Raw genomic sequence first — 14,918 nt, forward strand, 5'->3', positions numbered from 1 at the left:
CCTTTCAATTGACCGGAACAGAGCAGGAATTCTTTCATCGTGCTTTCAGCCCTATTATTCAGTTCGAGTAATGGTGATTCTTGCTCCTGGGTTGAGAAAACGATGATTAGCACTTAAAGCAGACGTCGTAAGGCCGTCATCTTGGCTGATTACACCAGAGTGGAAACTCACTACATCGGTGTCGTCTCGTGTGGTATTAAAACCCTCACCACCGCCCGCAGGTCCCGGAATCGTTGCAGCAAGCTCGTCGTTCAATTCCGTTCCTGAATCCCAAACATTCATGTTCATCACAAAGGTATCACCCACCGCTAATGACTTGAGTGACAAACCGGATTCACCAACAAACGCATCATTGGTGTTCACCAACATGGAAGCAACTGAGATATACCCTTCTTGATTTGGGTCAACACGAATAGACACCGTGTCTTGCTCACCTGAAAGAATCAGCCCATTGCCTGAGATGCCTTGATAAACATTGACGTCACTGTCACTGAGCGCAAGCAATTGTGCATTACTGCCTCCTTCCGCCAAGTATTCCAGATCGACAGAGGCACTTTGCCCGACTTCAAACAGGTCAAAATTCGTATTGTGAGTCAATACCGCGAGGGGCGACATAGGTTGATTGGGGGTGAGGTTAGTCACACTCACATCATAGCGATAGTAATCGTCGTCATCGTCCGGACAACCTGCTAACACAGCTACTGATGCAGCGATAAATAGAATTCTAGCTTTCATACATCCCCCTTACTTCACAACAATGGTGATAGTTGCAACAGGGTTTAACCATCGATGGCTACTGCTATCGAGGTCACTGATGCCGCCCGCCGCATCACCATCACCAATGTTACCTGGATGAATATGAACCTTAGCGTTTGATACTGCCGTTTCTACACCTGTGCCACCAGCGCCAAAGGTAATGAATGGAGGGTTCGGCATACTGCCCGCCAGCTCATCATTGGCTTCTGTGCCTGCGTCATAACCATTTAGAGTCGCTTTGTAGGTGCCCGCTTGAGTTGGGATCTTCCAGCTATCTAGACCAACAAAGCCGTCGTTTGTCGGCAGCAACATTGCACCCAATGATAGGTACTCTAAATCACCAGTACTGATATCAAACGTAGTTGCGACGCCTGGATTGAGGATGCCGGCCGCTGGGTTCTCAACCACCACGCCTCCCGCGTTGGCAATGACACCAGATAAACCTGAAATATCGCCACCTTCGGCCATGGACTCTAGTTCCGAAGAAGCCGTTTCACCCGTTCTAAACATGAACAAGCTTGAGTCATGAGCCGCCGCTAAGATAGGCGTAAAGTAGATCCCTTTCGTTGCATGACAGTGACTTCAAGCTCAGAAGCCTGAACTTGAGCCGCTCCGAAGGCCAACATAGCCGAGCTGATCACTAAGCTGATTTGAGTACGTTTATTCATTTTGATTCCATCCTTTATCGAGTCCTATCGTTGCCAACAAAACGAATAACAGCGATATACCGTTACCTTTGCCAGAACGAACTGTGGTGTTGTTGACTCTAAGAATGACGATCAAATCTATCAGCAACTTCATTGAATTCTCATAAAACTCTCACAAGTTTATCCAAACTTATTACTGCAAATAAAAATAGCGATAAAGTACTAATATTTAATCGAAAGATATCAATTTATCATTTACGTCAGAAGGGATAGAAAAGAAGATAAAGAATAGAAATGGAACGAATAAAACGCAAAAAGGCCGAATCGATTTAACGATTCGGCCTTTATTCTAGCGTACTGTTGTTACTCTTTCCTAAGCCGTATTTGGCCTTTCAATCGAGCTAACAACACAACATCAAATTAGAACGCGTAGTTTGCGTCAATCAGTTCGCTAACTTCCACTTTGCTTACTTCAGCACGAGCTTCAAGCCATTGAGCAACTTGCAGTTGTTCTGCTTCTGTTACTGAACGGTAGCGCTCAATTGAGCATAAGAAACCTTCAAACAGCTCAAGGCCGCCGCCACCAAAGCACAGACCGATGCTGTCGATGAAATCAATGAACTCATCAATGAACACATCGTATTGATCAAAATCAGTAATCGATGTCTTGCAGCTTACTTCAAAACCCAGAATCGCGAATTCACCTAGGTATAGCTTTTTGCGTAGGCGACGATTTTTGTTTTCGATTTTATCTAATTTCATAACTGCCTCTCTTTTCGTTTGATAAAGCATTTATACACAGTTCCACATCAATCCCCAAGAGTTTTGTATTACACAAGGGTGTTAATGGCAAAAATCGTGCTACAGAAACAAAACCTTAATCAAATCTATAAAAATCTGTCACTTAACTGCTTCACGATTAGTCACACATTGACCCAACTTATTAACCAATTAGTTAGTAGGTGGGTAAGTCATGAATAACGAATAATAAAATCAGCCAATAGGAAGCAGTAAAGATGAGCAAGGAAACATTTGATAGCACTCGTTTTAATAAGAGCAAAAACAAACCCTTCGAAGAAGTTTTAGATGCGAACCTTTCAAGAAGAAATGTTCTCAAAGGCGGTTTAGGCATCAGTGCAATGACGGCGTTTGGTGCTTTTGGTTTAGCAGGCCACAGCACAGCGCACGCGGCGACAGCATCATCTAGCGCACCGCAAAAAAGCACTGCTACACTTGCATTCGAATCGGTTAAAGGCTCACTGACAGACAGTGTCGTTGTGCCAAAAGGCTATACAGCACAAGTATTGGTTCCTTGGGGTACTCCACTTAACAAGCAAGGCAATGCTTGGTTAAAAGATGGAACCAACAACGCACAAGATCAAGCAAACTCACTGGGCATGCACCACGACGGCATGCACTTCTTCCCGCTTAATGGCAACAGCAACGACGGTTTGTTGGTGATTAATCACGAATACATCGACCAAAAAGCACTGCACGCTAATGGTCCTACATACGATGAAGGCAACCGCCCTAGCCTTGATGAAGTACGTAAAGAGATCAACGCACACGGCGTGAGTGTGGTTCGTGTAAAACTTGAAGGCAACCAATGGGTGATGGTCGATAACGATCCTCTGAACCGCCGCTACACAGGCGCGACCGTAATGGATCTGTCTGGTCCTGTTGCACACAGTGAATTTACCAAAACCAAGTTCTCACAAGACGGCAGCCAAGCTCGTGGCACGTTGAACAACTGTGGTAATGGCTACACACCATGGGGCACTTACCTAACGTGTGAAGAAAACTGGCCGGGTTATTTCGTTAACAAAGGCGAGACAACACCAGCGCAAGAACGTATTGGTATCGCTACCGACAAAACACGTTACGGTTGGGACACGCTTTCTGGTGACAAACAAGAACGCCTAGACGAATTTGCTCGCTTTGACGTAACACCAACAGGTGAGTCAGCAATGGACGATTACCGTAACGAAGCACACGGTCACGGCTACATTGTTGAAATCGACCCATACACAGCAAACTCTCGCGCTAAGAAACGTTCTGCACTGGGTTGTTTCCGTCACGAAGGCTGTACGTTTGGTAAGTTGACCGAAGACGAGCCGATCGTATTCTACTCTGGTCACGATTCTCGTTTTGAATACCTATACAAATTCGTTTCTGAAGAGAAATGGGACCCGCGTGACGCAGAGCCTAGCAATCGCCTAAGTGCAGGTGATAAGTACATGGATAAAGGCACACTGTATGTGGCTAAGTTCAACGATGATGGTTCAGGTACTTGGCTACCACTAACGTTGGGCAGCAAGACTACAAACGGCGGTAAGCTAGGTGATTCATTTGACTCTCAAGCAGCGCTTATCATCAATACAGCAGGCGCTGCCGACCTTGTTGGTGCAACGCCAATGGATCGCCCTGAATGGTGCTCTGTTGACCCAATGACGGGTACGGCTTACCTAACGCTGACTAATAACAACAAGCGTAAAGAAGCGAACTCTGCAAACCCTCGCGTAGACAACAAGTTCGGTCATGTTATCCGTTGGGATGAAGGCAAAACGGCAGGCGAGTTCGATTGGGATATCTTCGTATTTGGTTCACCAGCAGTGGAAGACAAGTCTATTAACCGCTCTGGTCTAACAGACATGAACCAGTTCGCGAGTCCTGACGGCTTAGCGTTTGATGCTCGTGGTATTTTATGGATTCAGACAGATAATGGCGCAGACGAAGTCACTGGCTACACCAATGACCAAATGCTGGCAGTGGTTCCATCTCAATTAACGGATGACCAAGGCAACAGCGCGGTAATTGATGCAAACAATCAAGCGCAGCTAAAGCGTTTCTTTGTGGGACCAAACGGATGTGAAGTAACAGGCTTTACCATCAGCCCAGATTTCAAGTCACTGTTTGTGAACATTCAACACCCGGCAAACTGGCCATCGTCTGAAGATGCAACCGCACAAACTCAAGGCAAAGTCCGCCCAAGAGCATCTACGGTTGTGATTCGTCGAGAAGACGGCGGTGAAATCGCGGTTTAAATATACAACGCAGGCTAAGATCAGAAACATTTCTGTTATCTAGTCTCTGTTCGCTAGCTAAGTAAAATCAAAAAGAGCGATAAGGCCAAATGCCCTATCGCTCTTTTTATATTCTATGCATTCTTCGGTTTAAGTAAGAATCCGAATTTTCAAAACTCACCGTAATCCTAAGTCGTCATCATCCCACGTACGCGTCACCCTCGAGAAGGAGGAACGACTGAGTCGGGGATCTCTGCTCGTTGTAGGCTAACCAGAATTAGCTCACGAACAACCAAACACCAACGCCCATCATCAACGTACCTGCAATGCGGTTCATCAACTTAACATTGTCGGCTTTGCCCAGCATATGCTTTAAGCTCTTTCCGCCTGTCGCGTATAAGGTCATGCAAACAAACTCAGAAACCAGAATGATTGACACGAGAATGAACAACTGCGGTGCTAAGTCTTTATTGCTGTTAATAAAAGGAGGCAGCAAAGAAATCATAAACGCCCAGCCTTTTGGGTTCGCAATTGCAGTGACAAAACCTTGAACCACCAAGTCCCAATCATTGCTGACTTTTGTTGTTTGGTTGTCAGTACTGATCGCCAGTTTGCCTCTCGAACGCCACATCTGAACGCCTAAATAAAACAGGTAACCCGCACCAACAAATTTAAAGCCCGTAAATAGCCATGGGTAATTCAACATGATCGAAGCGATACCCAATACCGCGGCAATAGAAACCACAGCGACACCAGCCAGTTCACCGATCATCATCCATAATGTACGCTTGTATCCAACACTCATTCCAAGTGTCAACGCCAAAGTCATACACATACCGGGCGTGATTGACACGAAGAAAAACGTGGGAATAAAAGCCCAAAGTAGTGCGCTATCCATATTATTACCTTATCGACTTGTTTTTATTTATTAGTTCTTGTCTCTTGATCGGGCTTGAAATGAAGCGAGGTTGAAACGAAGCAGTAATGACAATAAACAATATTGCGATCAATACAAACAAAAAGAGCCACATAACAGTGGCTCTTTTCAATCACCAACCGTAATTACTTACGACGGTTTTTAATTCGCTTCATCATAGTCAAACGACGTTCAGCGCTTGCTTGATCTTGTGGCTCTTCGTTCGCGTTGTTCTTACGACCCTGACGGTTTTTGTAAGCCGATTTAGTGTTCAGCTTCTCGATGTAAGCATCACGTTTCTTCGGTTCATAACCCGGTTGTTCAACACGACGAATGCGCTGTTGAATCAGTTTTTCAACTTGAACGACAGTCAGCTCTTCTTCGCGGTTAACGAAAGAGACAGCGTGACCTTGCTTACCTGCACGACCTGTACGGCCAATACGGTGAACATAGTCTTCCGCTAGGAAAGGCATGTCGTAGTTAATTACGTGTGGTAAGTCTTCGATATCAAGACCACGAGCCGCAACGTCGGTTGCTACCATTACACGCGCTTTACCTTCTTTAAAATCGTCTAGAGCACGACGACGAGCACTTTGCGCTTTATCACCGTGACACAATACTGCTTTAATGCCGTCTAGCTTGAGCTCTTTAACTACATCGTTCGCTGTTTCTTTGTAGTTAACAAAAACAAGCACTTGGCGCCAGTTTTTACGACCAATCAGCTCAGAAAGCAGTTCTGTTTTACGCTCTTGATCCACTGGGTAAACCACGTGGCCGACAGTAGCAGCCGTTGAGTTTTCGCGCTCAACACTAATACGTTTTGGTTTACGCAGAATATCAACAGACAGTTGGTTTAACTGAGTAGAAGTCGTTGCAGAGAACATCATGATTTGCGGTGATGTTTCTACATCCAACATGATCTTACGAACGGCATTGATAAAGCCCATATCAAGGATACGGTCAGCTTCATCAAATACTAGAAATTCTAGGTTAGCAATAGACACGTTACCCGCTTCTAAGTGCTCTTCTAAACGGCCAGGTGTTGCAACCAAAATATCCACACCCAGTTCTAGTTGACGAACTTGTGAAGACATCTTGTTACCACCGTAAACCGCAGAAACACTTAGATCCGTGTATTTAACGTAGTCTTTAATGTTTTGAGCGATCTGCGCAGCAAGCTCTCGAGTTGGAGCAAGAATAAGGCCGCGAGCCGTTCCTCTAGACGCCTTTTTACCGCTGTTCAAAAGGTGTTGGATAACAGGCAATGAAAATGCCGCTGTTTTACCCGTACCGGTTTGAGCAGTAGCAAAAATATCATGGCCTTTACGAGCCATTGGAATCGCTTTTTGTTGAATTGGAGTGAGTTTTTCATAACCACACTCAGTCAACGCTTTGACTAATTCAGGAGCAAAACCTTGAGAGGAAAATGACATTGTTACGGGTTCCTTAAGCAGACAGCCTACATTCTTATTTCAGCCGAGCACTATAAAGTAATTAGAGTGATTTATCTCACATTTATCGTGATATAACGCAAACTTTCTCATTTAATCTGGTGTTTACCCCGCCTTCAACGAGGTAAACACCAAGATCCTTGGTTCAAACAGCAAAAACAGGGCTATTTGATGCCACACAGCTTGAGTAGAATCTGCTCGAGATCGCCCCATGGCATGAGCTGCGAGTCGATCACTTCCAGTCGAGATTCAAAGCCATCAAGCGTAATTTCGTTCACAGACACGACTTGATTCGCCACATTGAATGCGTAGCAACCTTGGTCGGTGTTCACGACAGCTTTTACACGCTCGGCCGTTAGATCTGACAACATAGAGAATAGCGCATCGAAGTCGAACTTATGCTCTGCGCCAAACAACCAACCACAACTGAAATAGCCCTGTCCTTTATTCTCTTTACGGATGAAAGCTTCACCAGGAGGAAGTTGGAATTGAGGCTCTTGTTCAGCGTGATCGTGATGATGCGCTTCAATATGAGATGAAGCACTGCCGTATACTCTTTCAATGTCTAACACTTCCAATGGCACTTCACCATCGTGAATTAGCTTATGGAAGACTTTTGCTGGCGTTTGATCCGTCACCCAATCATTGAACACATCGATGTCTTCAGAATGAACAAGGTCAACCTTAGTACCAAGAATCACATCTGCACTATTTAGTTGATCATTAAAATTCTGATTCGAGGTGTACTTTTCATTAGACAGATTTCGTGGGTCAACCAAACCAAGCGTCGCTTTTAAATCGACATATGGTGTGTACTGATCGGAAGTCAGTGTCGCTATAACCTGTTTAGGGTGACCAAGCCCTGTCGGCTCAATCAATAAACGGTCTGGCTTTTGGCGAAGTAAGGCATTAATACCCACTGACATAGGCACGCCCGCAGTACAGCACATGCATCCACCCGGCACTTCTTTAATCAAAGCGCCTTGATCTGTCATCAATGCACCGTCAATGCCGATTTCCCCGAATTCATTAACCAGAACAGCCCAGTTTTCATTCTCAGGTTTATTTTTTAGCAGGTTCAAGATGGCTGTCGTTTTACCAACACCCAAGAAACCCGTAATGATGTTTGTAGGAACTTTTTTAGTCATATCAGTTCTCCTTTTTAAGGGAGTATATACTCAATCACCAAAAAGTTGACCCCAATCGATTGTTTACACTGAGATTCGTTAATAGAGGTTGGCGCGAAAATAATCAGAAGAGATAAAGCAGTAGAAGCGGAATGAGGAAATGGGATGCTCCAGACGAACTAAAGGCGTACTTACTCAGTACGCCTCACCCTCGTTACTCAATCGTGAGTTCGCGAATCAGGAAGCCTTAAATATCGACCTGAACATTTAACGAGGAACTAAAACTTTGTTTCTGAATCCATCCAAATTGTGTGTAAAACCTCACTTCTCCTTGCGGTTCGTTATGTTGCTTTACGATTTAACTATGGTTCATTTTTGGGGATATTCAAGCCGCCGCCAGAGAATCGATCAAAATTGTGACGGTGATTCCACTATTGACCATAGATTCCATTTATGTAACACGTACATTCCATAAATGAAATTCAACTTTTCATCTTTGTTGCTATAGGATATGCGGAGGAAGCGTATAATTTAATGCAACCCCGCCTTAACTCATTCAGGAAACTTATTTCTATGACCACAAGAGAGAAAATTAAGCAGTCCTTATTAGCAAAAATGCCAAGGGATGCTATTAATCAATTTCTCTCAAGAGATAAGACCCCAGCTTCAGTTCTCTTCCTTTCTTGTATTGTGGGTGTACTTGCAGGTGTAGTGGGTACCTATTTCGAAGTTGCGGTTCATTTCATCACAGAAACCCGTACCGATTGGCTAAAAGATGAAATCGGTAGCCATCTACCACTGTGGCTTGCCGCTTTCCTTATTAGTGCTGCATTCGCCTTTATTGGCTATTTTCTCGTTCACCGTTTTGCTCCAGAAGCTGCCGGTTCAGGTATCCCTGAAATCGAAGGGGCAATGGACGGCATGCGCCCTGTTCGATGGTGGAGAGTATTACCCGTAAAATTCTTTGGCGGCATGGGCGCGTTAGGCTCTGGTATGGTTTTAGGCCGCGAAGGGCCAACCGTTCAAATGGGCGGCAGTATCGGTCGTATGGTCACAGATATCTTTCGAGTCAAAGATGATGACACTCGCCATTCACTGTTGGCTTCAGGTGCCGCTGGTGGCTTAGCCGCCGCATTCAATGCACCGCTAGCTGGCATCATGTTTGTGGTTGAGGAGATGAGACCACAGTTTCGCTACTCACTCATATCAATCAAAGCCGTCATCATCTCAGCAGTTTCGGCCAACATTGTATTTCGCTATATCAATGGTCAATCAGCCGTTATTACAATACCTCAGTACCAGCCACCTGAACTCGACGCACTTTGGTTGTTCTTGCTGTTAGGTGTGTTGTTCGGTCTGTTCGGTGTAATTTTCAATAAGCTGATCACGCTTTCCCAAGACCTGTTTGTGGCGATACACAAGAATGACCGTAAACGCTACTTGATGACAGGTACCCTACTTGGTGGTTGCTTTGGCTTGTTGCTGCTCTATATACCTGAATTAACTGGTGGTGGTATTGGTATCATCCCGAACATCACGAATGGCAGCTACAGCGCCAATGTGTTGTTGCTGATTTTCTTAGGCCGAGTCCTCACAACCCTGCTTTGTTTCGGCTCTGGTGCGCCAGGCGGTATCTTTGCACCAATGCTTGCGCTAGGAACACTCTTTGGTTATGCGTTCGGGCTTATCGCAGCGGCATTCTTCCCTGAACTGAATATTGAACCGGGTATGTTTGCCATTGCTGGCATGGGAGCCTTATTTGCTGCCACTGTTCGAGCGCCTATCACTGGCATACTGTTGGTTATTGAAATGACCAATAACTACTACCTGATCCTGCCGTTGATCATCACCTGCTTAGGTGCGGTAATCATTGCTCAAATGTTGGGTGGGCAGCCAATTTACAGTCAACTGCTTAATCGTACGCTGAAAAACGAAAAACTAAGACAACAAGATCTCCCTCAACAAGAGAAAGTATGTTAATTACAAATGACTCATGAAACAAAAGCACACATTCAACGTGCTTAATCTCCCGATTCCGTATCAAAATCAAAAAAGCAAACGTTAAACTTGGTATCATCCACTCAAAATTAGTTGAGTGCCCTCAAAATCTATTGATGAAAGGCCTACACACTCTAACTAAAGCAAATATTCTAAAAGTCTTTAATTAACTAAGTCGGAGTAAGTCGTTGAACTGGAGAAGATTAACCCAAGTAAAAAATGTGCCGCCATCTCAGGCGTCTTTAGCACTTGGCGTTATTGGGTTAGGACAAGCTTGGGCGTTATATATCCCGGGCATTGGTGAGATAATTCGTCCCTACCTCGCTGCATTCGGCGCGCTATTATTGCTGCCTGTTTTACTGCGCTATTTAACGAGCTTTAATACCTTCCTTAATGACATTCGCCACCCGTTAAGTGGAAGCTTGATGGCACCAATGAGCATGGCTTTACTGATTCTGTGCGACTATTTAGCCGAGATATCGCCAGCTATCGCCTACCCAGTTTGGTTCTGCGCGCTATTGCTGCACTTTACCATGATGGTGTTGTTCTTTAGTTTTCAGATCATCAACTTCAAAATGTCGAACATTGTACCGAGTTGGTTTCTGTATCCGGTCGGTTTGATCAGCAGTTCCTTAGCTGGCACACAGTTCGGGCACACCGTATTTTCAGAAACACTTGCGGTCACTTGTATTGGTATCTATTTCCTTATGTTGCCAGTGGTGTTATACCGCTTGGTGTTCGAAGGCAATCTTCCTCGCCGAGCAAGACCAACACTCGCTATCATGGCAGCTCCGGTTAACTTGTCTTTAGCCGCTTACTTGGTTAACTTCGACAACCCAGACCCGATTCTAACAGGTGCATTGGCGGGCATTGCCATCACCATGACTTTGTTGATTTACTTGTGTTACATCCGCCTAATGCGTTTGAAGTTCCAACCTTCGATTGCTGCCGTCACCTTCCCATCTGTGATCAGCGCTATTGCCATGCATCGTCTAACCACATTTTTCGGCGCGGAATACCCACAATGGTATTGGCTACACAAGTTTGGTTTCTTTGAGCTAACCATCGCCACCATTCTAGTGATTTGGGTTGCCGGTGGTTACGTAAAAATGTACTGGCCTGAGTTTTTCGATTCCGACTACATGTCCAAGAAGATGAAACGTTCTTAGATAGAAGCGAAAAGATCTTAGCTGAACCATCGTGTTCTGCAGTAGTCGATGATGTCAGACAAAACCAACCAAACCCAATAAGGCCTCACACTGTGAGGCCTTTGAATAGGCAAGGTATTAATAGTTCAGGCGAGTGTTACTAGAAATGCCGAGACCTATTAGAAGTTAGCGTGAGGGCCGAATACTTCGTAGTGAACGCGTGAACGGTCAACTTTCATTGCATCTAGCTGCTCTACGATGTTCTTCATGAAACCAACAGGACCACAGATGTAGAAATCGCTCTCTTCAAAGCCTTTAGTATCAGAGATAGACGCTAGATCCATTTGACCTTGATGCGTGTTTTCACATGCAGATTCATCTTTGTTCATGTACCACGTTTTCGCTTCCCAACCTTTGTCGGCAACAATGTCTTTAACACGAGTCGTGAAAGAGTGTTGGCCTACGTTCTCACAAGCGTGAAGGTAAAGTACTGGCTCGTTTTTATCTTCCGTGTTTAGGAACTCAAGCATAGACTGCATTGGCGTTACACCAACACCTGCAGAGATAAGTGTTACTGGCTTGCTGCGCTCTTGATACATGAAGTCACCCGCTGGTGCGTATAGGCTAACCTCATCACCAACAGCAACCGTATCGTGTAGGTGGTTAGATACAACGCCTTGTGTCTCTTGGCCTTGTCCTTCACGTTTAACAGAAATACGGTATTGCTTGCCGTTTGGCTTATCAGACAGTGAGTATTGACGAATCTCGCTGTATTGAGAGCCTTCTGGTTTCACTTCGATACCGATGTATTGACCTGGTGTGTAATCCAGAACTTCACCGCCGTCTTTTGGCTGAAGGATAAAGCTTGTTACTAGCGCTGACTCTTCGATTTTGTCTGCAATCACAAACGCACGCGCTGCTTCCCAACCACCAACAGCTTGCTTACGCTGTAGGTAAAGTTCAGCTTCACGATCGATGAATACTTGCGCCAAGAATAGGTAAGCGGCTGTCCATGCTTCTTCCACTTCTGGAGTAAAGGCGTCAGCAGCTAGTTCACGTAATGTCTCAATCAGGTGCAAACCAACAATTTGGTAGTGCTCTGGTTGAATGTTAAAGCTTGTGTGTTTCTGAGCAATACGTTCAACGGCAGTTGTTAACGCTGCTAGATTTTCAATGTTCTTTGCATATGCCGCGATAGCTTCAAACAGTGCTACGCCTTGGCGACCTGTTCTTTGGTGAGTCATATTGAAGATATCTTTCAACTCAGGGTTATGCGTGAACATACGTTGATAAAAATGCTGAGTTAAAGCTGGGCCTGCGCTCTCAAGTAGAGGAATAGTAGATTTGATGATTTCGATATGTGCATTGTTAAGCATGAATTTACTCCGAACACTGAGCCTTATGACCTATATGTCATTTTGACTACTAAAAATTAAGAATGACTTATCGATTTTCTGAAACCTTAGTTATTTTTAGAAACTGAGTTATTTTGACTCGTTTTCATTTCAAAAAATCGCGAAACCTGATTAATGCAACCTGATTGATTGAGATCAAGAATAGTCTGTTTAATCAGCGCTATAATTGGGCTTCTCTGTATCTTCTGCACAATCAGTGCCAACTTTATCAATCCCCGTCATTACTGGTTTTCTTCTCAAAACTCATCTTATAAAAATGTCAAAAAGACCTTTTTTTTAAGTCAATAAGACTCTATTATGTAGATAAACACACACAGTTAGAGTTTTTTATGCAAGATATCTCCGCATCTACCCTCATGGAAATGACCATTGGCCTCGCAAGTGGTGTCAACGATCAAGATCGTTTCAATCGCCTGATCGATGCCATTCGCAAAACCATAACGTGTGATTGTGTCGCGCTTTTAAGCCTTCAAGGCGACACGCTAGTACCTATCGCAATGCAAGGGCTCAGCCGAGATACGTTCGGTCGTCGCTTTATCATTTCAGAACACCCACGGTTTGAAGAGATCTGCGCGTCTCGCTCTCCTGTTCGTTTCGATGCTGACAGCTCCTTACCCGATCCTTTCGATGGTTTGCTTATTGACCATGATGGCGATTTACCAATGCATGCTTGTATGGGCTTGCCTTTGCTATTTGGCGATAAGCTCTTAGGTATTCTGACTCTAGACAGCTTGAAACCTGATGTCTTCGCGAATATTCCGGCGCGTAACCTTGAAGTACTGGCAGCTATTGCAGCCTCAACCATGCAGATGGCACTGACCTTCTCGCAACTTGAGCATCAAGCAAAACAGTCAAAGCAATTACTCGAAGAATTGAACGTAGAAGCGTGGGAACGTGACGGCGGTGAGTTGATTGGTAACAGTGACACCATGGTCGCGCTTAAGAACGACATCGCTGTTGTAGCTCCATCTGAGTTTAATATCTTGATTCATGGTGACACCGGGGTTGGTAAAGAGCTTGTGGCTCGCACCCTGCACCACCAATCTCAACGTAAACGTAACCCACTCGTCTACGTAAACTGTGCTGCAATTTCTGAAAACTTAGTAGAGAGTGAACTGTTTGGTCACGTTCGTGGCGCGTTCACTGGCGCAGACAAAAACCGCTTAGGTAAATTTGCTTTAGCCGATGGTGGCACACTGTTCCTTGATGAGATTGGTGAATTGCCTTTGGCCGCTCAAAGTAAGCTCCTACGTGCGCTGCAAAACAACGAAATCCAACCGGTTGGCCAAGACAACATTCAAACCATTGATGTGCGAGTATTGGCAGCGACAAACCGAGATCTAAAACAAGAAGTTGAAGACGGACGATTCAGAGCCGACTTGTATCACCGACTTAGTGTGTACCCTATCGCGGTACCTGCATTGAAAGAGCGTGGTGACGACATCAGCCTATTAGCGGGTTTCTTCCTAGAACAAGCGCGCCGTAAGCTTGGTATCAACCAAGTTAAGTTCCGCTCCGACGTTCTTTCTTTCCTAAACCGTTATGGTTGGCCGGGTAACGTGCGTGAACTTGAGCATGTGATCAGTCGTTCCGCATTGAAAGCGTTAGCGCGCAGCACCAATAAAAACCTGGTGACAATCACCAAGGAAGATTGTGGTCCTCTAGACCAAGATCAGCCAATTGCGACGACTCAGGTGAAAAACACACCATTATCGACACCAACGATCGACCTTTCTGCAGGGCTACGTGGTGCAACGGACGATTTTCAACGCAGTATCATTACTGAGGTGTTGGAAGATGCCAACTTTAACTGGGCACAAGCAGGGCGAGTTCTGAAAACAGACCGAGCAAATCTGACTCGACTGTCTAAGCGTTTAGGGCTAAATGTGGCTAAGTCTCATACGATCGAACGGACAAAATAGATATTTGCGGTTTGTTGCGAGCATCTGACAAAACTTGTGTATATAATGCTGCAAATTGTAACGCTAATTTTAAATATGTAGAGAGAGTTATGAAGTTTATCCGTTGGTTCTTAGGTCGTGTCATCTTGTTATTGAATTTTGTTTTCAGCCCACGTGGTGTGAAGCGTTCTCAAGAAGAACAAAGCAAAGTAAATGAGCAAGCAAAAACGCACACGTTATACCAATTCGAAGCGTGCCCATTTTGTGTGAAGGTGCGCCGCGCGATGAAACGTCAGTCGGTTCAATTTGAACTTCGTGATGCAAAAAACAACGAGCAACACCGTGCTGAGCTTGAAGCTGGCGGCGGTCGTGTGAAAGTGCCTTGTCTACGTATCGAAAAAGACGGTAAAACTGAGTGGATGTACGAATCTTCAGATATCGTGACTTACTTAGAAAAGCAGTTTGCATAAGCAATAAAGCAACAAAAGTCAGATACAAAAAATCCCTCGAATGTGAGTAATGCCGTTCACTTAAGA

General features: G+C 44.8%; 12 protein-coding genes and 1 pseudogene. 5 read left to right on the forward strand and 8 right to left on the reverse strand.

Annotated elements, in window-relative coordinates:
- Positions 1-54: 54 nt before the first annotated feature.
- The 4 genes and pseudogenes from AB4307_RS08480 to AB4307_RS08495 form a co-directional block, all read right to left on the reverse strand.
- The gene (locus tag AB4307_RS08480; RefSeq protein WP_017078308.1) at positions 55-735 is read right to left on the reverse strand and encodes a spondin domain-containing protein; all 681 of its coding nucleotides are present in this window, start codon (positions 733-735) and stop codon (positions 55-57) included.
- Between the two features lie 9 nt (positions 736-744).
- Positions 745-1,424: pseudogene (locus AB4307_RS08485) on the reverse strand (spondin domain-containing protein).
- On the reverse strand, positions 1,417-1,557 hold the full coding sequence (locus tag AB4307_RS08490) for a hypothetical protein (protein ID WP_017067451.1): 141 nt from the start codon (positions 1,555-1,557) through the stop codon (positions 1,417-1,419). Before AB4307_RS08490 ends, AB4307_RS08485 begins: the two are co-directional and overlap by 8 nt.
- A gap of 266 nt (positions 1,558-1,823) precedes the next feature.
- Complete coding sequence (locus tag AB4307_RS08495) at positions 1,824-2,165, reverse strand: YggL 50S ribosome-binding family protein (RefSeq protein ID WP_017062629.1); 342 nt, start codon at positions 2,163-2,165, stop codon at positions 1,824-1,826.
- 254 nt (positions 2,166-2,419) lie between these two features.
- Between AB4307_RS08495 and AB4307_RS08500 the strand changes: the two genes are divergently transcribed.
- Positions 2,420-4,447 (forward strand): PhoX family protein, encoded by a 2,028-nt coding sequence (locus tag AB4307_RS08500; RefSeq protein ID WP_372131610.1) that lies wholly within the window; start codon positions 2,420-2,422, stop codon positions 4,445-4,447.
- Positions 4,448-4,703: 256 nt separating this feature from the next.
- Here the strand turns inward: AB4307_RS08500 and AB4307_RS08505 are convergent, their stop codons facing one another.
- From AB4307_RS08505 to AB4307_RS08515, 3 genes are all read right to left on the reverse strand, one after another.
- Positions 4,704-5,324, reverse strand: a complete 621-nt coding sequence (locus AB4307_RS08505; RefSeq protein WP_017064486.1) for a LysE family translocator — start codon at positions 5,322-5,324, stop codon at positions 4,704-4,706.
- A gap of 164 nt (positions 5,325-5,488) precedes the next feature.
- Positions 5,489-6,775 carry a DEAD/DEAH box helicase gene (locus AB4307_RS08510; RefSeq protein ID WP_017062632.1) on the reverse strand — a complete coding sequence of 429 codons (1,287 nt, stop codon included), beginning with the start codon at positions 6,773-6,775 and terminating at the stop codon, positions 5,489-5,491.
- 182 nt (positions 6,776-6,957) lie between these two features.
- Positions 6,958-7,941, reverse strand: a complete 984-nt coding sequence (locus tag AB4307_RS08515) for a CobW family GTP-binding protein (protein WP_017069160.1) — start codon at positions 7,939-7,941, stop codon at positions 6,958-6,960.
- A 552-nt stretch (positions 7,942-8,493) separates the two neighbouring features.
- Here AB4307_RS08515 and clcA point away from each other — a divergent pair.
- A complete protein-coding gene (clcA, locus tag AB4307_RS08520) occupies positions 8,494-9,900 on the forward strand; it encodes a H(+)/Cl(-) exchange transporter ClcA (protein WP_372131612.1) in 1,407 nt (468 codons plus the stop codon).
- Positions 9,901-10,106: 206 nt separating this feature from the next.
- A complete protein-coding gene (locus tag AB4307_RS08525; protein ID WP_104216296.1) occupies positions 10,107-11,087 on the forward strand; it encodes a TDT family transporter in 981 nt (326 codons plus the stop codon).
- 158 nt (positions 11,088-11,245) lie between these two features.
- Here the strand turns inward: AB4307_RS08525 and hmpA are convergent, their stop codons facing one another.
- Positions 11,246-12,442, reverse strand: coding sequence for an NO-inducible flavohemoprotein (gene hmpA, locus AB4307_RS08530; RefSeq protein ID WP_017062636.1), 1,197 nt, complete (start codon positions 12,440-12,442; stop codon positions 11,246-11,248).
- 368 nt (positions 12,443-12,810) lie between these two features.
- On the opposite strand from hmpA, the gene norR reads away from it, so the two are divergent.
- Both norR and AB4307_RS08540 read left to right on the forward strand, forming a co-directional pair.
- Entirely contained in the window at positions 12,811-14,403 is a 1,593-nt protein-coding gene (norR, locus tag AB4307_RS08535; protein ID WP_372131614.1) for a nitric oxide reductase transcriptional regulator NorR, read from the forward strand.
- A gap of 89 nt (positions 14,404-14,492) precedes the next feature.
- Positions 14,493-14,852, forward strand: coding sequence for a glutaredoxin family protein (locus AB4307_RS08540; RefSeq protein WP_017062638.1), 360 nt, complete (start codon positions 14,493-14,495; stop codon positions 14,850-14,852).
- Positions 14,853-14,918 lie beyond the last annotated feature (66 nt).

The organism is Vibrio sp. 10N.261.52.C2, assembly GCF_041471425.1.
GTDB lineage: Bacteria > Pseudomonadota > Gammaproteobacteria > Enterobacterales > Vibrionaceae > Vibrio > Vibrio crassostreae_C.